The 19,994-nt window shown below is 63.2% G+C and carries 23 protein-coding genes; 14 read left to right on the top strand and 9 right to left on the bottom strand.

Annotated features, from left to right (window positions below):
- Nucleotides 1-25 precede the first annotated feature (25 nt).
- The 8 genes from G9408_RS12665 to G9408_RS12630 all read left to right on the top strand — a co-directional run bounded on the left by G9408_RS12665 (nucleotide 26) and on the right by G9408_RS12630 (nucleotide 6,712).
- Nucleotides 26-478, top strand: coding sequence for an RrF2 family transcriptional regulator (locus G9408_RS12665; RefSeq protein WP_168454358.1), 453 nt, complete (start codon nucleotides 26-28; stop codon nucleotides 476-478).
- A gap of 86 nt (nucleotides 479-564) precedes the next feature.
- Nucleotides 565-999, top strand: coding sequence for a MerC domain-containing protein (locus G9408_RS12660; RefSeq protein ID WP_328804456.1), 435 nt, complete (start codon nucleotides 565-567; stop codon nucleotides 997-999).
- Between the two features lie 123 nt (nucleotides 1,000-1,122).
- A complete protein-coding gene (locus G9408_RS12655; protein ID WP_168454357.1) occupies nucleotides 1,123-1,587 on the top strand; it encodes a Fur family transcriptional regulator in 465 nt (154 codons plus the stop codon).
- Between the two features lie 34 nt (nucleotides 1,588-1,621).
- The gene (locus G9408_RS12650) at nucleotides 1,622-2,392 is read left to right on the top strand and encodes a hypothetical protein (protein WP_168454356.1); all 771 of its coding nucleotides are present in this window, start codon (nucleotides 1,622-1,624) and stop codon (nucleotides 2,390-2,392) included.
- A 72-nt stretch (nucleotides 2,393-2,464) separates the two neighbouring features.
- Entirely contained in the window at nucleotides 2,465-3,988 is a 1,524-nt protein-coding gene (locus tag G9408_RS12645) for a fumarate hydratase (protein ID WP_168454355.1), read from the top strand.
- 272 nt (nucleotides 3,989-4,260) lie between these two features.
- Complete coding sequence (locus tag G9408_RS12640) at nucleotides 4,261-4,551, top strand: GIY-YIG nuclease family protein (RefSeq protein WP_168454354.1); 291 nt, start codon at nucleotides 4,261-4,263, stop codon at nucleotides 4,549-4,551.
- A 170-nt stretch (nucleotides 4,552-4,721) separates the two neighbouring features.
- Nucleotides 4,722-6,257, top strand: coding sequence for a M20/M25/M40 family metallo-hydrolase (locus tag G9408_RS12635; RefSeq protein WP_168454353.1), 1,536 nt, complete (start codon nucleotides 4,722-4,724; stop codon nucleotides 6,255-6,257).
- Nucleotides 6,254-6,712 carry a VOC family protein gene (locus tag G9408_RS12630; protein WP_168454352.1) on the top strand — a complete coding sequence of 153 codons (459 nt, stop codon included), beginning with the start codon at nucleotides 6,254-6,256 and terminating at the stop codon, nucleotides 6,710-6,712. The genes G9408_RS12635 and G9408_RS12630 overlap by 4 nt, the downstream gene beginning before the upstream one ends.
- On the opposite strand, the gene G9408_RS12625 is transcribed toward G9408_RS12630, so the two are convergent.
- On the bottom strand, nucleotides 6,709-7,884 hold the full coding sequence (locus G9408_RS12625) for a DUF481 domain-containing protein (protein WP_328804455.1): 1,176 nt from the start codon (nucleotides 7,882-7,884) through the stop codon (nucleotides 6,709-6,711). The two genes, G9408_RS12630 and G9408_RS12625, sit on opposite strands and share 4 nt — an antisense overlap.
- A 99-nt stretch (nucleotides 7,885-7,983) precedes the next feature.
- Between G9408_RS12625 and G9408_RS12620 the strand changes: the two genes are divergently transcribed.
- Entirely contained in the window at nucleotides 7,984-8,259 is a 276-nt protein-coding gene (locus G9408_RS12620) for a hypothetical protein (RefSeq protein ID WP_137870565.1), read from the top strand.
- A 51-nt stretch (nucleotides 8,260-8,310) separates the two neighbouring features.
- Here G9408_RS12620 and G9408_RS12615 read toward each other — a convergent pair whose 3' ends face one another.
- Nucleotides 8,311-8,874, bottom strand: a complete 564-nt coding sequence (locus G9408_RS12615; RefSeq protein WP_168454351.1) for a YqgE/AlgH family protein — start codon at nucleotides 8,872-8,874, stop codon at nucleotides 8,311-8,313.
- A 194-nt stretch (nucleotides 8,875-9,068) separates the two neighbouring features.
- On the opposite strand from G9408_RS12615, the gene G9408_RS12610 reads away from it, so the two are divergent.
- Nucleotides 9,069-9,938, top strand: coding sequence for a hypothetical protein (locus tag G9408_RS12610; RefSeq protein ID WP_168454350.1), 870 nt, complete (start codon nucleotides 9,069-9,071; stop codon nucleotides 9,936-9,938).
- A 50-nt stretch (nucleotides 9,939-9,988) separates the two neighbouring features.
- Here the strand turns inward: G9408_RS12610 and G9408_RS12605 are convergent, their stop codons facing one another.
- Nucleotides 9,989-10,228, bottom strand: a complete 240-nt coding sequence (locus G9408_RS12605) for a DUF6471 domain-containing protein (RefSeq protein ID WP_168454349.1) — start codon at nucleotides 10,226-10,228, stop codon at nucleotides 9,989-9,991.
- Nucleotides 10,229-10,320: 92 nt separating this feature from the next.
- Between G9408_RS12605 and G9408_RS12600 the strand changes: the two genes are divergently transcribed.
- Complete coding sequence (locus G9408_RS12600) at nucleotides 10,321-11,289, top strand: IS1595 family transposase (RefSeq protein ID WP_408021882.1); 969 nt, start codon at nucleotides 10,321-10,323, stop codon at nucleotides 11,287-11,289.
- Here the strand turns inward: G9408_RS12600 and G9408_RS12595 are convergent, their stop codons facing one another.
- Together G9408_RS12595 and G9408_RS12590 are read right to left on the bottom strand one after the other, a co-directional pair.
- Nucleotides 11,290-12,300, bottom strand: coding sequence for a ParA family protein (locus G9408_RS12595; protein ID WP_168454347.1), 1,011 nt, complete (start codon nucleotides 12,298-12,300; stop codon nucleotides 11,290-11,292). It abuts the gene before it with no gap.
- Nucleotides 12,301-12,373: 73 nt separating this feature from the next.
- Complete coding sequence (locus tag G9408_RS12590; RefSeq protein ID WP_168454346.1) at nucleotides 12,374-12,805, bottom strand: hypothetical protein; 432 nt, start codon at nucleotides 12,803-12,805, stop codon at nucleotides 12,374-12,376.
- A 334-nt stretch (nucleotides 12,806-13,139) separates the two neighbouring features.
- Here G9408_RS12590 and G9408_RS12585 point away from each other — a divergent pair, with 334 nt between their 5' ends.
- Both G9408_RS12585 and G9408_RS12580 read left to right on the top strand, forming a co-directional pair.
- Nucleotides 13,140-13,622, top strand: a complete 483-nt coding sequence (locus tag G9408_RS12585; protein ID WP_120218317.1) for a peroxiredoxin — start codon at nucleotides 13,140-13,142, stop codon at nucleotides 13,620-13,622.
- Nucleotides 13,623-13,797: 175 nt separating this feature from the next.
- A complete protein-coding gene (locus G9408_RS12580; protein ID WP_168454345.1) occupies nucleotides 13,798-15,279 on the top strand; it encodes an AMP nucleosidase in 1,482 nt (493 codons plus the stop codon).
- A 234-nt stretch (nucleotides 15,280-15,513) separates the two neighbouring features.
- Here the strand turns inward: G9408_RS12580 and G9408_RS12575 are convergent, their stop codons facing one another.
- Both G9408_RS12575 and G9408_RS12570 read right to left on the bottom strand, forming a co-directional pair.
- The gene (locus G9408_RS12575) at nucleotides 15,514-16,335 is read right to left on the bottom strand and encodes a hypothetical protein (protein ID WP_168454344.1); all 822 of its coding nucleotides are present in this window, start codon (nucleotides 16,333-16,335) and stop codon (nucleotides 15,514-15,516) included.
- Between the two features lie 105 nt (nucleotides 16,336-16,440).
- Nucleotides 16,441-16,923 (bottom strand): SRPBCC family protein, encoded by a 483-nt coding sequence (locus G9408_RS12570; protein ID WP_120217271.1) that lies wholly within the window; start codon nucleotides 16,921-16,923, stop codon nucleotides 16,441-16,443.
- A 48-nt stretch (nucleotides 16,924-16,971) separates the two neighbouring features.
- On the opposite strand from G9408_RS12570, the gene G9408_RS12565 reads away from it, so the two are divergent.
- Complete coding sequence (locus G9408_RS12565; RefSeq protein ID WP_168454343.1) at nucleotides 16,972-17,334, top strand: ArsR/SmtB family transcription factor; 363 nt, start codon at nucleotides 16,972-16,974, stop codon at nucleotides 17,332-17,334.
- On the opposite strand, the gene G9408_RS12560 is transcribed toward G9408_RS12565, so the two are convergent.
- Complete coding sequence (locus G9408_RS12560) at nucleotides 17,313-18,149, bottom strand: arylamine N-acetyltransferase family protein (protein ID WP_168454342.1); 837 nt, start codon at nucleotides 18,147-18,149, stop codon at nucleotides 17,313-17,315. The genes G9408_RS12565 and G9408_RS12560 overlap by 22 nt on opposite strands.
- A complete protein-coding gene (locus G9408_RS12555; RefSeq protein WP_168454341.1) occupies nucleotides 18,146-19,993 on the bottom strand; it encodes a M2 family metallopeptidase in 1,848 nt (615 codons plus the stop codon). Before G9408_RS12555 ends, G9408_RS12560 begins: the two co-directional genes overlap by 4 nt.
- Nucleotide 19,994: the final 1 nt, after the last annotated feature.

The following is a 19,994-nucleotide window of genomic DNA, read 5'->3' as shown; positions in this document are numbered from 1 at the left end:
AAGCAATATCTCATATGCACCTTATATGCGGCTCAACCTTCAAACCGACTATGCGCTTCGCACCCTGATGATGCTGGCCACCCATGGCGGTCAGCTGGCGGTGGACGATATTGCCGACGCCTATGGCATTTCGCGGCACCATCTGATGAAGGTCGCGGGCCGACTGGCCGAGCTTGGCTATGTGGTCGCCCGGCGCGGACGCGGCGGCGGGCTCTCGCTCGCGCGCCCGGCCGAAGAAATCAACGTCGGATCGGTCGTCCGCGACATCGAAACGCTCGACGGCTTTGTCGAATGTTTCGATGCAGGATCCAATGGCTGCCCGGTCGCGGGGGTTTGCGGACTGCAAGGCGCGCTGTCGCTGGCGGTCGGCGATTTCCTTGCGCGTCTCGACCGCTACGCGCTGACCGACCTGATCCCCAGTCGCCAGCTCTTTGCCGAGCGGCTCGCCCCGACCTCGCCGTCGACGTCACCGCCCTAAAAATGCGCGATAAGGACGATGTGACATTGTAACCTTTGTCATGTTATGCCATATCCGGCATCGCAATTGCCCCAACGGAGAATCGGGTGACCCAAGTCGCCAGCCCTGCCCCTGTCCAGTCGCGCCTCGGCGCGATGGTTCGGGCTGCGCGCGGCGCACGACCGTTGACCTCGCTTTCGGGCGACCAGCTCGCGATGGGCCTGTCGGGGCTGTGCCTCGTCCATTGCCTCGCGACGACGATTTTCTTCGCCTCGGTCGCGTCGGTCGGCGGGGTATTTCTCGACAATCATCTGTTCCACGAAATCGGGCTGATCATCGCGATCGGCTTTGCGCTGATCACCCTCGTCTCGGGCGTGCTCAGCCACGGCTATATGATGCCGTTCGCGGTCGGCAGCTTCGGGCTCGGCATGATGGCGGGCGCGCTGTCGCGGCCGCACGACGGCAGCGAAGTGCTCGCGACGATGATCGGCGTCGCCGTCGTCGCGCTGGGCCACGACCTCAACCGCCGCGCGCGACACTAATAGCGCAACGCCCGCGACCCTGGCGCCGGAATGGACCGGTCCGCAACTTGCGGACACCCCTCAAACAGCCTACATTCTTTCGACGAGTTGGCGCGAACCAGCGCGCAGCACAAGGAAGCGCCCATGGGCAAGCATGATCATCCGCACGTCGAGGCTAGCGGCGCCTCGCTCGCCAAAGCGGCGCAGACCGCGCTCGAGGGCGCGGGCGAAGCATGGACCGACATGCGCGCGCAGATTTTCGAAGCCGTCGCCGCGATCGGCAAGCCCGCCAGCGCCTATGAAATCGCCGATATCGTCTCGCAGAAACGCGGCAAGCGCGTCGCGCCGAACAGCGTCTATCGCATCCTCGACCTGTTCGTCGTGAACAACCTCGTCCGCCGCGTCGAGAGCGCCAACGCCTTTGTCGCGAACAGCCATCCCGGCTGCCTGCACGACTGCATCTTCCTGATCTGCGACGAATGCGGCACCGCGGTGCATGTCGATGACGACAAGCTTTCGACCGGGGTTCGCGCCGCCGCCAACGCCACCGGCTTCGCCGCCGAGCGCCCGGTGATCGAAGTGCGCGGCAAATGCGCCGAGTGCCAATAAGGTGAGCCGCCGCGCTCCGCCGGACATCTGAGCGATGGTCGGGGGGCTTCAGCACTGGATCGAGGCACAGCGCGAGCGCCCGCCCGCACCGACGCGCGCGTGGCTGTGGACGCTGGCGTTCGGCATCGCGGTGCTGCTGTTCGGCCTCCACCTGACGCAGGTCTTTCCGCAAAGCGGCCACGACATCGCCCCCGGCTATGGCGCGCCGGTGCTGGCGTTCGAATTTGCCGGGAGCCAGGCCGATCTCGAGGCGATCTTCGGCTTTTTCACCGACCCGCAGCAGGTAACCCCCCTCGCCGCGATGCGCGCGGGGAACGAGCAGGATTATCTCTACATGCTGCTCTACGCCGGCTTCCTCACCAGCGGCTGCCTTGCGCTGTGGCGCGAACTGCGCGTCCGCCCGCTGCTTGCTGCGGCGGCGCTCCCCGTCGCCGCAGCGCTGTGCGATGCGTATGAAAACTGGCTGCTGTTCGACATCCAGGCCGCCTTTACCGCGGGCGATTATTCGCCCGCCATGGCCAGCCTCCCCTATCCGGTGGCGGCGAAATTCCTGCTGCTGGCAGCGACCAATGTCGCGATCGGTGCCGCGGCGACCCAGCTCGGCCGCTGGTGGGCGCTGCTCGGTACCGTCGCGATCCTCGCCGCGATCCCGACGGTGATGGCGATCATCGCCCCCGCCGCCTTTGCATGGGCGTTGATCCCCTCGGTAGCGGGCGGCTGGATCCTGCTGCTCGCGCTCGCTGCGGTGGGAAGCTGGCGCGCGCTGGTCGGCAAACGCCCGCTCGTCGATTTGGACCACGCCTGACCCCTTTCCACTCCGGGCCTGCGGGTCTAGGGAAACCCCCGAATCCCGCGAACAGGGCGAAAGGCTGCACCCATGAATAGCGTCATCATCCGCGAAGACGACCTGATCGAGACCATCGCCGACGCGCTCCAGTATATCAGCTATTTCCATCCGATGGACTATATCCGCGCACTGGGAGCCGCGTACGAGCGCGAGGTGTCGCCCGCCGCGAAGGACGCGATGGCGCAGATCCTGTCGAACAGCCGCATGTGCGCCGAGGGGCATCGCCCGATCTGCCAGGACACCGGCATCGTCACCGTGTTCATCAAATGGGGCATGGACTGCCGCCTCGACAGCCCGCGCAGCCTGCAACAGGTTGTCGATGAAGGCGTCCGCAAGGCGTATCTCCATCCCGAGAACAAGCTCCGCGCCTCGATCCTCGCCGACCCGGCGTTCAGCCGTGTGAACACCAAGGACAATACGCCCTCGGTGCTCAACGTCGAAATGGTGCCCGGCGCCAAGGTCGTGATCGACGTCGCCGCAAAGGGCGGCGGCAGCGAGAACAAGTCGAAGTTCAAGATGATGAACCCGTCGGACTCGATCGTCGACTGGGTGCTCGAAATGGTCCCGCAGATGGGCGCCGGCTGGTGCCCGCCCGGCATGCTCGGCATCGGCATCGGCGGCACCGCCGAAAAGGCGATGCTGCTCGCCAAGCAATCGCTGATGGACCCGATCGACATGACCGAACTGCTCGCGCGCGGTCCGAGCAATCCGACCGAGGAATTGCGCATCGAGCTCTATGAAAAGGTCAACGCGCTGGGCATCGGTGCGCAAGGCCTCGGTGGTCTCGCCACCGTACTCGACGTCAAGATCGCCGACTGGCCGACCCATGCAGCGTCAAAGCCCGTCGCAATGATCCCCAATTGCGCCGCGACGCGTCATGCGCATGTGACGCTCGACGGCAGCGGCCCCGCTTTCCTCGAACCGCCGGTGCTCGCCGATTATCCGCAAATCGACTGGGCACCCGACAAGGCGGCGATCCGCGTCGATCTCGACAATCTGACCCCCGAAGTCGTCGCGAGCTGGAAACAGGGCGACCGCCTGCTGCTCAATGGCAAGATGCTCACCGGTCGCGACGCCGCGCACAAGCGCATCGCCGACATGCTCGCGAAGGGCGAGCCGCTCCCCGTCGAATTCAAGGGCCGCGTCATCTATTACGTCGGCCCGGTCGATCCGGTGGGCGAGGAAATCGTCGGCCCCGCGGGTCCGACGACCGCGACGCGCATGGACAAGTTCATGGACATGATGCTCGAGCAGGGCCTGCTCGCCTGCGTCGGCAAGGCCGAACGCGGCCCCGCCGCAACCCAATCGATCGCCAAGCACAAGAGCGCCTATCTGATGGCGGTCGGCGGCGCGGCCTATCTCGTCGCGCGCGCGATCAAGGGCAGCAAGGTGGTGGGCTTCGCCGACCTCGGCATGGAGGCGATCTACGAATTCGAGGTCAGCGACTTCCCCGTCACCGTCGCGGTCGATAGCGAAGGCCAGAACGTCCACGTCAACGCGCCGAAGCTGTGGCAGCAGCGGATCAGGGATGAGGGGTTGCTGGCGGGGGTGTGAGGCTGCCTTTGTAAGGCCGGATCTTACAAGGTTGTAATTTTGAGCGCCGAAAAATGTGTCGCTATTGAGATGATCCCGCAAACCAAGGGATCATCTCTATGTGCGATAAAAGCCGGATAGCCAGACTGTTACACCGCATTCAAGGTCGCGGCCTCACCTTCCCCTCTCCGTCACCCCGGCGCAGGCCGGGGTCTCGCCCTCTCGATCCGAAATCTCCGAAACGGCGAGATCCCGGGCTGCGCCGGGATGACGATGTGGGGTAGGGTCGCGCAATGCGCCAACCCTGCGTCTATATCCTGACCAATCGCGGCAACCTGCTGTTCTACATCGGCGTGACGAGCGACATCGCCGCGCGCATGATGCAGCATCGCGCCGGAGAAGGGTCGGCGCATTGCCGACGCTACAACATCTGGAAGCTCGTTTATGTCGAGTTTCACGCCACAATGGCGGATGCCATCGCGCGCGAGAAGGCGCTCAAACAATGGCATCGCGACTGGAAGCGGCGGTTGATCACCGAGAGCAATCCGGAGTGGAACGACCTGTTCGAGACGATTCTGAACTGACGGCTCACGACTTTACCGGCGAGACCCCGGCCTTCGCCGAGGTGACGATGGGAAATGGCGTAAGTTTGACCCGTCATCCCGGCGAAGGCCGGGATCTCGCCGGTGCCTCCTTGCCATGTCGTTCGATTTAAAGAACACTCCCCACCGTTATCACCGCAGGGGGACAAGCCATGGATTTCCGCAACGCCGACCGACCGAACCGCCGCGACCTGATTCGCGGCGCTGCCATGCTCGGCGCGGGCGCTGCGGTCATGGCGCCCTTCCCCGCGCTCGCCGCGAGCAGCCAGAGCGCCGCGATCCGCAAGGCCGCCGAGGCCGGCAAGGACGCCTCGATCAAGCGCATCCGCGACTGGATCGCGCTCCCCTCGATCGCCGCCGAAAACCGCAACATGGCCGAAGGCGCCGCCTATATGGCCGAGCTCGCACGCGACGCGGGGTTCAGCAATGTCGAGATTGTGCCCACCGACGGCCATCCCGGTGTGTTCGGCACGATCGACGTCGGCGCCCCGCGCACGCTCGGCATTTATTTCATGTATGACGTCAAACAATATGACCCCGCCGAATGGTCCTCCCCGCCGCTCGAAGGGCGCATGGTCGAGCGCCCCGGTTTCGGGAAAGCGATCATGGGCCGCGGCGCGGTGAACCAGAAGGGACCCGAGGCGGCCTTCCTTGCCGCGCTCCACGCGATCCGCGCTGCCAAGGCCAAGCTGCCGGTGAACATCGTCCTCGTGTGCGAGGGCGAAGAGGAAATCGGATCGCCGCATTTCCGCCAGATCGCGACCAAACCCAACATCCTCGCTGCGCTCCGCAAATGCGACGGCATCTTCATCCCTTTCGCTTCGCAGGGGCAGAACGGCAACGTCACGGTCAACCTCGGCTCAAAGGGGATCATCGAGCTTGAGCTCGTCGCCAGCGGCGAAAAATGGGGCCGCGGGCCGAAGGGCGACGTTCATTCCAGCCTCAAGGCGATGGTCGACTCGCCCGCCTGGCGGCTGGTGCAGGCGCTCCAGACGCTCGTCACCCCCGATGGCAACAAACCCGCGATCGAAGGCTGGTTCGAAAATGTCCGCCCGCTCACCGACCGCGAAAAGAGCCTGATCCGCGAAGCCGCGAAGGCAGGCGACGAGGCGCAGCAAAAGGCGGCGCTCGGCGTCACCCACTGGATCGACAATCTCGCCTATGACGACGCGCTGATCCGCCTCGCGCAGGAACCGACGGTCAATATCGAGGGGCTCGTCGCGGGCTATACCGGCCCCGGCGGCAAGACGATCCTGCCCGGTCGCGCGGTTGCCAAGCTCGACCTGCGCCTCGTCCCCAACCAGACGCGCGCCGAAGCGACACAGAAACTGCGCGCGCATCTCGACAAACATGGTTTCAAGGATGTCGAGGTCAATGTGTCGGGCGGTTATGATCCGACCGAGGTCGCCGAGGACAGCCGCCTGATCCGCACCGCGCTCGCAACCTACAAACAGATGGGCGTCGCGACCAACCTCAACGCGCGGCTCGCGGGCAGCTGGCCCGGCGCGACGTTCACCGCGCCGCCGGTGTCGATCCCGGCGGGCCATTTCGGCACCGGCCACGGGTCGGGTGCGCACGCCCCCGACGAATATTATCTGATCGATTCGACCAATCCGAAGGTAGCCGGGCTCGTTGACGCGACGATGGGCTTTGCCGAATTTCTCTACACGCTCGCCGCGATCAAATGAGCGGCGACCTCAACGGGGTCGCGCATGTCATCCTGACCGCGGGCGACTTCGCGCGCTCGACCGCATTCTGGCGCGACATGATCGGCTATCTGGGGCTCAAGCGCGTGCTCGACAGCGATGCGATGCTCTATGGCGTCGGCGGCCGCACCGCGATCGGCATCCGCACGCCGAGCCCCGACAATGTCGGCAAGCGCTTCGACCAGGGTGCGCCGGGGCTGCATCACGCCTGTTTCCGGATGCGCGACCGTGCTGCGGTCGATCGCCTCCATGCGTTTCTGAAAGACCGGACCGACATCCAGATCGTTCACGCTCCGCAGGAAGAGCCGTGGGCGCCCGGCTATTATTCGATACTGTTCGAGGATCCCGACGGCATCCGCATCGAATTCAACCATGTCCCCGGTACCGGACTGCTCGCGGAAGGACGCGAAATCGGCGGCGCCGAAGCCTTCGATTAAAAGCCGTACACCAAAGTGAAGCGCGTCTGGGTGTCGACGCTTTCGATCCCCGGCGGCGGGCTGGTGTCGATCTGCGCCGAATAGGCGACGCGCGCCGACAGCGCGCCGGTCAGCTTGGCGTTGAGCGCGGTCAGCGAGCTGGTCGAACTATTTGCTTCGCCGATTATCGTCGAGGCCACCTGGGTCAGCCGCAGCGTCGGTGAAATCTGCCAGCCGAAATCAACGCCCGCGAGCGCGGTCAATTCGGTGTCCTTCCCGCCCTTGACGAACTGCGTATGGCGGAACGCCGGGCCGCCCTTCAGGCTGAGCGACAGCTTCGGCTTGTCGAGCAGCTTGTACCCCAATCCCCCCGACAGGTTCCAGCGCGTGTCATAACCCAGGATCCGGTCATGCTCCCACCGCGCCAGACCAAAGGCGAAGCTGCGGTCGTCGATCCGGTGCTGCGGTTCCAGCTCGGCAACATAGCGTTCGACCGAGGTGCGGCCGTTGGTGCGCTGATAATCGGCCTGCGCCCGCAGCTTGTGGGTCCAGTCGATCCCCTGCCGCGCCAGCGCGATCCCGGCGCTCAGCCCCGCCGATTTGGTGTTGCCGCTGCTCTGCGACGCACCGATCTGCCCCTCGCCCTTCCAGTTTTGCCAGAAACGCGCCGCCGCCAGCTTGGCGCGCGCCGCCGCCGCCGCCTCGTCCTTCAATCGCTGGCGTTCGGCGCGATAGGCGGCCAGCCGCGTCTCGATGTCATCCGCATCGGCGGGCCGCGTATTCTTCGCCAGCTGCCCGACCGCCTCGACATCGGCGTCGCGACCGCTCGCCATCGCGGCGGCCAATATTTGGCCGATCGGATCGGGCGGCGGCGGATTGCCGCTGCGATAATAGGCGAGCAATGCGTCGATTTCGCCGACATTGGCGGGATGGGTCTGCCGCGCAAAGCGCGCGACCGCTTCGACCGCCTGCGTCTCGCCGCTGGCAAAGGCGGCGTCGATCATCGCGCGGACCGCATCGGGCAGTGGCGGATCGAGCGGCACCAGCGCGGTCGGGATCGGGTTGGCCAGCACCGGATCGGCGAGCGCGGGATTGGGCTGCGGCGGGTTTGCCGGTTCCTGCGCGGCGGACGCGGGCGGCACCGCGAGGGCGAACGACAGGCAAAGCACGGCCGGACGGGGGAGAGCGATCACCGATGACGTCCTTCCTGGGGGAACGAAAGTGCGGGCGAGGCGCGGCTATAACCCGAAAGAGGCTGGCATTTCCACCCCGCCTCCCCCATTTGCGAACCTATGGTTATAGCCCTCATCGCTATTTTCTGTGCCGGTATCGCCAATTTCGCGATGCACCGCGCCTTCATGGAAAGCGACGACCCGCTGATCCAGCAAATGGTCAAGCCGCTCGCCGACAAGGCGGGGCCGCACATCACCTATATCTTCGAATTCCTGCTGCTCGTCGGCGCGATGGCGATTGCGACCCGCGCCTGGTTTACCGCGCTGATGCTCTATGGGCTCTACACGATTTTCAACGCGATGGCGTTCAGCTGGATCATGCAGCGGCGCGATTGAAGCGCGGCGGTTGGGGTGCATGCGCCGCGTTCGGCGCGGCGCCGATGACGACTATGCCCGGCCGCCTTCGGTTGTCAGCAACCGAGCGTCCACGCCCGCTTCGGCAAACGCCGCCTGCCACCGCTCGGCGGGCGGTGTGTCGAACAACAGCGCATCGCTGCCGGGGGTGACGTGCCAACCGTGACGCACCATCTCGCCCTCCAACTGCCCCGCCGACCATCCGGCATAGCCCAGCGCGACCAGCCATTGGGCAGGCCCGCGCCCCGCGCCGATCGCGCGCAAGATGTCGTGCGAACTCGATACCATCCAGCGATCGCTGACCTGCACCGCTTCCTGCCCGCCCCAATCCCGGCTGTGCAGCACAAAGCCGCGCGATGGTTCGACCGGGCCGCCCAGAAACACCGGCTGGTCGAGCGGATCGTCGTGCGCGATGTCCAGCTGATCGAGCACCGCGCCGACGGTCATCCCCGAAATCGGATCGGAAATGCCGATCCCCATCGCGCCCTCGTCGTCATGGCTGATCATCGCAATCACCGAATGTTCGAAACGGGGATCGCCGATGCCGGGCAGCGCAAGCAGCAGCTGGCCGGTGAACCAAATGGGGTCTGTGTCCATCGCCCCATCATGGCGCGGCGGGACCGGGTGGTCCAGCATCTTTGGTTTTGTTGTCTGGTTTGGGGTGGGGAGCGGACGTAGCGGAAAAGACACGCCCTCCCCTTCAGGGGAGGGCAGCGAGACTTACGAACTTGTTCGGCATTATGTAGCAAACGCACCAAGCTGCATTGTCGCTCCGACAAGGGGCGTAGAGCGTGATTAATCGTTCGATTTTAACCGTCGGGCTCGCCTTGACCGCTATCGTTGGGAGCGTCGAAGTCGAACGACGGCTGAACCACATCCGAGATCTCTTCGTCGTAGAAGAACATACCTTGGGCTATAGCGTTTCCTCTGGAGCACCGATACTCAATCAAAGTTTTTCCCTTGGCCCACCGGGAATCGAATATAATGTGACTCGCAACGCAAATGTCCTTTTTGTAATTCAAGACGTCGTCCCAGTAGGACTGGGGGATTACAATGCCAAAGACGCTTTGCCGACTGGACTGAGGCGGTATTATCAAGCTTCCATCAGGCTCTCCCAGAATCGGCCTAACGGTCCGATCCCCTGCGTCACGGATGCACATTTGAGCATTCCAGCGCACATTCAGAGCGGGTGTTTGTCCAGCATTTTGAACATCGATCCGTATCTCCACAAAGCATTTGCCATCCGCAAGCTGCTCAGCCTCGCAGGATGTCGATTTCCAGTAGAGAAATGGCTGCAACTGGAGGCGCGTCGCTCGCTCTTGATGTTTCAGCGACTTTTCGGCCTCGAGATAGGCTCGCCGTGCATAGTAGGCGGCGAGGCCAGCGGCGATGACCGTAAACAGCCCCAAGAGCACGCCAACGAGCGTCATCATGGCAACGTCGTAGCCGAGGATCGCGCCAGCACGGGCAGCGTCCGCCGCCCTAGTTTGCTGCACCAGATCATCGCTCTTGAGGCGATGCTCTTCGGCTGCCTCGGCGCAGCGATCTTTCTCGGCAAGAGCCTCAGCCCCTCCGAGCCGCGCAAGAGCCTCTGGGGAGCATCTGGAGCCGCCAGCGCGATAATCGCGTTCTGGGCCTTGGCTAGCCTTATAGGTCGGTAAATCCGGCGGTCGCGGCGAAAAGTCGAACCAGAAAATAGGCGTGAGTATCGCTAGTCCGCTAATTGCAAAGACTTTGAGCCAATCGCTTCTAAGCATTGCAGCATGAACGCTGCTGAAAAGCCGCCCCGGCTAATCTTGTTATTGAGGTTACGCTCGTTCTCTGTGACGCCAACCGACGCCAGCTTATCCGCAAGCTGTGCATAGGTAATCCCCCGCCGTTTCAACTCCCCTTTAAGAAGATTTTTGGCGCGAGTCTCGTATTCAACGGTGGCAGGGTCGGCCTTGGCCATATCCGCATCCTTTATCATCAAAAATGATGATATAGACCATTGACAATGGTGGTGTAAACCATCATATCCAGTGCTTAACATCACCGGATATGATGACAATGGAACGCAAAGGCCAACATTTTCTCCTCTCGGCAAAGGCGCGCACGCTGTCGCTCAAGACGGTGTTCACGATGGGCGAGGATGCCGCGTACAAGGTGTTTTGCGAAATGCGCTGGCCCGAAACGGACGGCGAAGCGGTCTGCCCGCGTTGCGGCTGTGTCGAAACCTATGACATTGCCACGCGCCGCAAGTTCAAGTGCGTCGCTTGTCATCACCAGTTCAGCGTCACCAGCGGCACGATCTTTGCCAGCCGCAAGCTTTCGTTCGTCGATCTGCTCGCCGCCATTGCGATCTTCGTCAACGGCGCCAAGGGCGTTGCCGCGCTGCAATTGAGCCGCGATCTGGACGTGCAGTACAAGACCGCCTTCGTGCTGACCCACAAGCTGCGCGAAGCAATGGCCCGCGAACAAATGGGTCGCCAGCTTGACGGCATCGTCGAAATCGACGGTGCGTATTTTGGTGGCTACGTGAAGCCGGAAAACCTCAAGGACGACCGCAAGGACCGTCGCCTTGCGTTCAACCGTTCGGGCAAGCGTCAGTGCGTCGTCGTGATGCGCGAGCGCGGCGGCAAGTCGCTTCCCTTTGTTGTCGCCAACGAAGGCGACGCCGTTCCCTACGTTCGCGATCATGTTGCCAATCTGGCAGTTCTCCACGCCGACGAAGGCACGGGCTGGGATGCCCTTCACGCCGGTTGGATGACCGAGCGCGTCAATCACTCGGTCCAGTATTTCGACAAGGGCGTTTGCACCAATCAGGCCGAAAGCTATTTCAGCCGCCTTCGCCGGATGGAAGTCGGTACGCACCATCATATCGCTGGCCCGTACATCGGCGCCTATGCCCGCGAAGCATCGTGGCGCGAAGATAACCGCCGCGTCTCGAACGGCGATCAGGCTGCGATGGTGACGGCGGCTGCGATGGCTTCGCGTGCCAGCCGCGATTGGAAGGGCTATTGGCAGCGCTGATTACAAGCGCTGCACAAGCTTTTCGAACGCCTCCTTGTAACGCTCCAAGGAAGATTTAGGAACTTGCGTATCCTTGTCGTGAATATCGTATTTGCCCAGCTTGATCTTGTGAAGCGGCAAACCAAGGTGCGATGTAACCACGCTAACGCTATGTGCGTCGGGAATATCGAGAAACAGTTCTGATTTTTTGGCGCTGAAAGCGTCCTGTTTCTTTGACATTAGGCCATCGGTCCGCTTTTTAATTTCACTGTACATAGCCGAAAAGGCCTTAGATGCCTTTTGCTCGTACTGAGTGCTCCGGTTCAGCGGGATTGCGTGGATCGTCGGTAACGCTAAGTTGCTGTTTGATGCCCGCTTCGAAAAGCTGACAGATGCGTATGCGGACGGCACATCGATGCCATAGATCAACTGCCCAATATTGCTTATCGCGCGAGCGGATGATCCGTCCGCAGTACAGGGTACAATGATCCTGTTGGCGGCTACAACAGCAAGTTCGGTGTAAGCAGAAAAGCTAGGGTTGCAGTCTATGAAGAAAACGGCGTTTTCATGCTTACGAGCTAACGCATTGAGCAGATCGTGGAGCCACTTGTGCACGTTTGCCCACGAATCGCTTGGCAGAGTCTGGCCCGCAATCTGGTTGATGGCTTCGGCCTGAATCTCAAGTGAAGGGTCGCCAGCGATGAGATAGACATTGCTGTCGAGGTTGCTGTTAATCTTACTCGCCGGGATCAGATAGCTCGTTTCGTTTCCAGTGGTCTTGTGTGGAGACGAAATGCGTTCATCGAAATATCCACCAACGGTGGTTCGCGGCGTGTTACCCAAAAGCTTGTCCAGTTGGGCAGAGCCTTTCCCATTACCGCCCAGAACAACCTCGCTCACGTTCGCCTGCGGACACATATCGACGATGATTACCATCTTGTCGGGATGCTGACGCGCATACTCGCAAGCTGTGATAAACGACACAAAGGTCTTTCCGACGCCGCCTTTGTTATTCCAGATCGCGTACCGCATTTTCTTAAAGTCCCTCGGTTGTGAAGCCTCCGCATAGCCACGTGGTTTTGATGATACAAATAACTTCGAACGCTTACCTCGCCAACTCCCACTCCAGATACTGCCCGCCTGTCTCGCGGCTGGCGATCACCCCTTGATCGCGTAGCCGCGCCAGCGCCTTCCTAGCGCGCGTCGTTGCAGTCCTAAGGCTTTGTCTATCGGTTGGCAGCGAGCGCGCCTCTTGCACCCGCGTGACCAATTCAGGGGTCGGTAGCGGCTCGCCAGCCGTTCGCAGCGTGTCGATGATGGCGCGCGTTACCTCACCCCTGTTTGCCCAATGCGCCTTGCGGGTGAATTTCAGCGGCGGAATATCGGCTAGGTCCACTTCCGGCCTGAATATCAGGATAGCGCGGTCCAGCGCAGCAACATCGGCAAGCAAGGCTTCATACTGGGCGCGAACCGTGTCAGCCTCTAGCGTCAGTTCACGCCGCCGCCTCACTAGGCCGGATACAACATTTTCGTGCATCCCGCCTTATCCCGCAAAGCGCCGGATAATCCCACTAGCAGCTTGGTGCGTTTGCTACATAATGCCGAACTTGTTCGTTAGTCGCAGCGGGTGGGGGCCAGCGGCCTTGTCCATGGCCGCTGGCCCCCACCCCACTACGACTAGGCAGCAAGCTGCCAAGTCTTCGTTGCCCCTCCCCTGAAGGGGAGGGGCTGGCTCTTCGCTATATCCGCTACCGCTCACAACCGGCAGTCGCCAAAATCCGCCGCCCTCTCGCTCACCAACCTTGACTCCCGCGCTGCCCGACCCAATGTCTCGCCCACCAGAAATCCCCTCAAGGAAAAGGATGCCGACCATGACGATCCAGCCCGGCGACAAGCTGCCCGACGCCACCTTTGTAAAGGTCACCGAAAACGGCCCCGAACAGGTCAGCACCGCCGATTATTTCAAGGGCCGCAAGGTCGCGCTGTTTTCGGTTCCGGGTGCCTTCACCCCGACCTGCTCGGCCAAGCATCTGCCCGGCTTCGTCGACAAGGCCGACGAACTGAAGGAAAAGGGCGTCGATGAAATCGTCTGCACCGCGGTCAACGACGCGTTCGTGATGGGCGCGTGGGGCAAGAGTGCCGGAGCCGGCGATGCGGTCACCATGCTGTCCGACGGCAATGGCGATTTCGCCGAAGCCGTTGGCCTGACCATGGACGGCAAGGCGTTCGGCATGGGCAAGCGCGGCCAGCGTTTTTCGATGATCGTCAACGACGGCGTCGTCGAACAGCTTAACGTCGAGGCGCCGGGCGAATTCAAGGTGTCGAGCGCGGATCATATGCTCGAACAGCTGTAACAAAGTCCGTTCGTCCTGAGGAGCCGCTGAGCGCAGTCGAAGCGGCGTCTCGAAGGACCCAGGTGCTTCGAGACGGGCCTTCGCCCGCGCTCAGTCCCTCCTCAGCACGAACGGCTTGATTACGCATCACCCCACCCCCTTCCCTTTTGTCACAATTTCGTGCAACAGCGTCGCGATGACGTCCAACGCATCGCACGAAACCACCGATCCCACCGCCCTCGTCGACGGCATCATCGCCGAACTGCAGGACCGGTTCCGCACTTCGGTCACCAATCTTAAATCCGCCATCGCCGCCTATGTCCGCGATCGCACGCTGCCGCCCGCCGACGCCGCCGCGACCGGGCTGTTCGACTATCCCGCAATCCGCCTGACCACCACCGGCGAACAGCGCGAGGGGCAGAAGGGGCATAATCTGGCTTTTGGCCAGTTCGAGCGCGCAGGCGAGTTCGTCACCACGGTAACGCGCCCCGACCTCTTCGCCGACTATCTGCGCGACCAGCTCGGCCTGCTCGCGCGCCATTATGACATCACGCTGGAAGTCACGCGCACCGGGCAGCAGATCCCCTTTCCCTATGTGCTCGACGCCAGCGACGGGTCGGACATGGGCGGGGTCACGCCGCTCGAACTCGCGCGCCACTTCCCCACCACCGAGCTTGCCGACATCGGCGACGAGCTAGCCGACGGCCTGTTCGGCGCCGATCCGGCCAAGTCGCAGCCGCTGGCGCTGTTCGACGCGCTGCGCACCGACTTCAGCCTCGCACGCCTCCGCCACTACACCGGCACCGCGCCCGAGCATTTCCAGCGCTATATCCTGTTCACCAACTATCACCGCTATGTCGACGAGTTCGTCGCTTGGGCGGGGTCGCAGGTCGGGCAGGGTCGCTACACCGCGCTCGCGGGCGCGGCGGGGCTGTATGTCGATCAGCCCGGCGTCAACGCCAGCGCGCTGGTCGCCGACAGCGCGTGGCGGCGGCACCAGATGCCCGCATATCACCTCATCGCCCCCGATGGTGGCGGCATCACGCTCGTCAACATCGGCGTCGGGCCGTCGAACGCGAAAACGATCTGCGATCATCTGGCGGTGCTCCGCCCCGAGGCGTGGCTGATGATCGGCCATTGCGGCGGCCTCCGCCCCAGCCAGCGTATTGGTGACTATGTTCTCGCGCACGCGTATCTGCGCGATGATCATATCCTCGACGGCGTGTTGCCGCCCGAAATCCCGATCCCGCCGATCGCCGAAGTGCAGGTCGCGCTCGCGACCGCGGCCGAGAGTGTTTCGGGCACCAGCGGCGCCGATCTCAAGAAACGCATGCGTACCGGCACCGTAGTCACCACCGACGACCGCAATTGGGAGCTGCGCTACACCGACAGCGCGCTGCGTTTCTCGCAGTCGCGCGCGATCGGTATCGACATGGAATCGGCGACGATCGCCGCGCAGGGCTACCGCTTCCGCGTGCCCTATGGCACTCTGCTCTGCGTCAGCGACAAGCCGCTGCACGGCGAACTCAAGCTGCCCGGACAGGCCAACCGCTTCTACGAAGAAGCGATCGCCGCGCATCTCCAGATCGGCATCCGCGCGTGCGAAACGATGCGCGACGAGGGCGCCAAGCTCCACAGCCGCAAATTGCGCGCGTTCAACGAGCCGCCTTTTCGGTAAAGCGGTCGCTGCCAACACGACGGCCTTCTGTACGAACGCTGGCGAGCGAAGCCCGATCTCATCACAATCGTCATCCCGGCGAAGGCCGGGATCTCGCCGGTGCGTTGGTACGGGAGGGAGAGATCCCGGCCTTCGCCGGGATGACGGAAATTGAGAGCTGCGCCTTGCATGACGCCAAAGGCCAAAAAGCCCCTCCTCTTCAGAGGAAGAGGTAGGCGCGCCGCTCCGATCCGTTTACTTCACCGGCCGGCAATCCTTCAACCACACCGACGACAGCCCATAATCGAGCTCGTCGAAGGTGCCCGTCAGCTCGACATGCTTGTTGGGTTTCAGCTGAAGCGCATAAACACTTTGCCCCGGGGCGAGGATGCAGTTGACCGAAAAACCCGCCGACGCGCGGCCCGGGACAATGTCGGTCAGCACGCTGGACAGCAATTTCCATTCGACGCGATAGCTGCCACGCGCCGGTCCCACATAGGACACCGGCCCATAAAGGGTGAACTGCCGCCCCTCATAGCGTTTCTGCACCGCGGCGTTATTCTTGTCCGCCTGCCCGGTGATGTCTTGCGAGAAACGCAGCACGCTCATGCGAACCGGAGCGCCGGGCGCACTGGTTGCGCCCAGCCCCTTCGCCGCGAGCGCTTCGCCCGCCTTGCCGCCTTTGAGCTGGGCCAGGATGCCGCACATTTCGGCCTTGGCCGCGGCATCGGGGATGCCCATTCCGGCGCGCAGCTTTGCCTCCATGCGCACCGTCCCCGCGCCGTCAGCGGCAATCTCGATCGGGAACGGGCGCGACTTGCCGGTGGGCGGCGGTTCGACCAGCATCGCGCCGCCGTCGGGCTCGACCGCCAGGATCGCATAGCCTTTTGCCGCGACGATGCCGTTGAGCTGTCCGATCGCGCTCCGCATGCTCATGTTCGGCACGGTAGTGGTCGCAACAAAGCGCAGACCGGTCACCGGATTGCCCTTTTTGACAAAAGTGTCGTCGCAGGTCGCGGCCTGCGCGGTACCGGCGCTCAGTAACAGGCCCGCGGCCGTCAGCATGACACGCTTCACTCGATTGCCCTTCCTTGCATCAAAGGCAAATATCATCGCCGCGCCGGTGCGTCCGCGCCACCGCAAAGATGTACCGGGTATCTCGCCGCCGGATCGCCGCGATGTTCAGCGATACATGCCCTCGCGCAGGTTGATGCCATGCTCGAGCCAAGCCTTGAGCGCGCACAGCATTTGCGACCAGCCCTGGCAATTGCCATAGCTCGCGCCCAGCGCGCCCTGATTTTCGCGCCAGCCCTCCTCGGCGATCTCGACCAGCGTGCGGCCATCGTCGAGCGCCTTGAAGCTCATCGTCACGCGGGTGCGATAGTCGGCATCCTTGGGCTCGCTGCCTTCGATATTGTGCGCTTCACCCTCGCTCGCCTGCCATTCGAGCACGATCTTTTCGTCTGCCACGACCTCGATGACATAGACGGGGAAGGCGCCCGGGAAATCGGCAAAATCCCATGTCACCATCGCGCCGGTTTCCAGCCGCCCCTGGGCGCCGCCGGTCGTGAAATATTCGGACAGCTGCGCCGGATCGGCGACCGCCTCGAACACCTCGTGCACTGGCTTCGCGATCCGCGCCGCAACCCGGAATTTCAGTTCCATTATCATTCTCCGCTTGAGTCGCCTCTCTTTATGTTATATTTATATAACATGTCAATTCCCGACCAGTTCGATGCGACCTTCAAGGCGCTCGCCTCGCCGATCCGGAGGCAGATATTGGACGATCTGAAGGATCAGCCGCTGACCACGGGGGCCTTGTGCAGCCATTTCGCCGATATCGACCGCTGTACGGTGATGCAGCATCTGAAAGTGCTGGAGGATGCGGGGCTGGTCATCGCCGAACGCCGCGGCCGCGAGCGGTGGAATCACCTCAACGCAATGCCGATCCAGGACATCCACGACCGCTGGATCGGCCCGCACGCCGCCGCGGCGAGCGCGCGGCTCGCACGGTTCAAGCAGACAGTCGAAGCGAAAACCGCGACGGAGGCGGATCAGCCGACGCCGAACAGCTGATCGTGGCGCTCGGCGGCGCGGCGCCACAACCGCTCCACCTCGGGCATTGCCATGCCGAAAATATCCTGCCCGACTGCGGCCATTTCGTCGGCGGACGCGAGCAGGCGTTTCGTCTTGCCCGCTGGCGTCAGCCGGGTCAGCATCCGGCCGCGTAGCGTCCAATGCGTGTCGCCGCGGCGTAGCTGCATCACCAGATTCTGGACAAACGGCGACCAGTCTTCGCGCGCGAGCGCCGATCGCATCGCGTCCAATATGCCTTCGTCCGCCGCGCCGGTGGTGAAGTCGAAGCCGAAGGAGGCGCCTTCGCCAACCACTTCATCAAAGGTCCAGCGGTCGTCACCGACATGCGCCAGATGGATCGCATAGGGGCCGTCGACGCCGGTCCCCGGTTCAATCGCGACCGGCGCCGTGATCGAGCCGCCAAAGCCGACATCGACCAGATAGGGGCGGTCGAGATCGACGCGGAGGCAGAGGTGATTGCCCCGCCGTTCGATCGCATCGCCGCCGCGCCGCACGTCGCCGCTCAGCCGGGTAACGGCATAGCCGAGGTCGGCCAGCAGCACGCCGAACAGCGTGTTGACTTCATAGCACCAGCCGCCGCGCCGCTGGCCGACGACCTTGTCGAAAATCTCATCGACCGCGACCAGCGGATCCCACCCAAGCTGCACATCGAGATTTTCGAACGGCACATGGTGCAGATGCGCGCGCATCAGCGCACCGAGCGTCGCCAGATCGGCGCGCGCGGGGGTCGCGGCGCCGATCCGGCGAAGATAGCGTTCGCGATCGAACCCGGCGGGCGGCGGCGATCCGCTCACCACCCTTGCGGCTTGCCCTTGTTCTGCTCGTCGAGCCAGGCTTTGAGCGGCGCGAAATAGTCGGCCATCGCCTTGCCCGACATCTCGCGGGTGCCGGTGAAGGCTTCGAGCGCGTCGGGCCACGGCTTCGACGCCCCCATTTCGAGCATCGCATTGAGCTTGGCGCCGACCTCCTTGTTGCCGTAGAAGGAGCAGCGGTGGAGCGGCCCGGTCCACCCCGCCTGCTTGCACGCGGCCTCGTAGAACTGGAACTGCAGGATGCGCGCGAGGAAATAGCGGGTGTAGGGCGTGTTGCCCGGGATGTGGAACTTCGCGCCCGCGTCGAACGCGTTCGCGGGCCGCTCGCCCGGCGGGACGATGCCCTGATACTGAGTGCGCAGCTGCGTCCACGCCTTGTTGTAATCGGCGGGCTTGATCGTGCCGTCGAAGACGCCCCAGCGCCAGCGATCGACGAGCAGGCCGAACGGCAGGAAGGCGACCTTGTCCATTGCCTGCCGCAGCAGCAGGCCGATGTCCTTGTCGGCGCTCGGCACCTTGGCCGTGTCGAGCAGGCCGATGTCGACCAGATATTGCGGGGTGATCGACAGCGCGACGAAATCTCCAATCGCCTCGTGGAAGCCGTCGTTGGCGCCGTTCAGATACAGGAACGGCTGCTTGTTATAGGCGCGCTGGTAATAATTATGGCCGAGCTCGTGGTGGATGGTGACGAAGTCGTCGGCATTCACCTTGATGCACATCTTGATGCGGATATCGTCCTTGTTGTCGACATCCCACGCCGAGGCGTGGCACACGACCTCGCGGTCGGCGGGCTTGGTGAACATGCTGCGCTTCCAGAAGGTTTCGGGCAGCGGCGCCATCCCGAGCGACGAATAGAAATTCTCGCCAATCTTGACCATGTCGAGCGGCGACTTGCCCTGCGCGGTCAGCAGTTCGCCGACGTCATAGCCGAGGTCGCCCGAACCCGCGGGCGCGACAAGCGGATAGATATTGCCCCATTCCTGCGCCCACATATTGCCGAGCAAATCGGCGCGGATCGGACCGGTGTTAGGCTGCACCGCGTCGCCATATTTCTCGTTCAGTTTCCAACGCGTGTAGGTGTGGAGCGCCATGTAGAGCGGCTTGACTTCCTGCCATAGGCGCTCGGTCGTCTTGGCGAAATCTTCGGGCGACATATCGTAACCGGAGCGCCACATCGCGCCGGTGTTGGCGAAGCCCAGTTCCTTTGCGCCCTCGTTGGCGATGCCGACGAGGCGGGCGTAATCGTCCTTCATCGGCGCGCCGACATTGTCGTGCCAGCTCGTCCACATCTCGGCGAGTTCGGCGGGGGTCCGCTCGAGATTGCCCATCTCGGCCTCGATGTCCGAACCCGAGATTTCCTTGCCGCCGAGCGTGCCGCGGCCTTTGCCATATTGCGATTGCAGGTCGGTCGCGATCTGGTTGAGTTCGGTCGCCGCGCCGGGCTTGGTCGGCGCGGGAAGCACGAGGCCGGTGCGCAATATGTCGAGCTTGCGCTTCGTGTCGGCGCTCAGCCCCGCCACATCCTTGTATTTGGCGGCTTCGAGGGCGTATTTGACCGCCTTTTCGGTCCCGACGGCGTTGATCCGCGAGGCCATCGCGTCGGTGTCTTCGGTCAGATAGGTGCTGTTGACCCAGTTCACCTGGCTCGCCTCGACCGTATAGTCAAACAAATCCTTTTCGGCGGCGGCGATGAAGGCGTCCGCGTCGGCGGCGGTGGGTTTCGCGGTTTTGGTTGCGGCAGGAGCGGGCTTTGGGTCCGCCGCAGCGGCGGGGCCGGCAACGGCGAGCGACAGGGCAAGCGAAAGGCTTGAAATCATGGCTTTCATG

Origin of the sequence: Sphingopyxis microcysteis (assembly GCF_012274265.1) — a bacterium.
Taxonomy (GTDB): domain Bacteria; phylum Pseudomonadota; class Alphaproteobacteria; order Sphingomonadales; family Sphingomonadaceae; genus Sphingopyxis; species Sphingopyxis microcysteis.
Note: the sequence above shows the minus strand (reverse complement) of the source record. Positions and strands in the feature narration are given on the sequence as shown.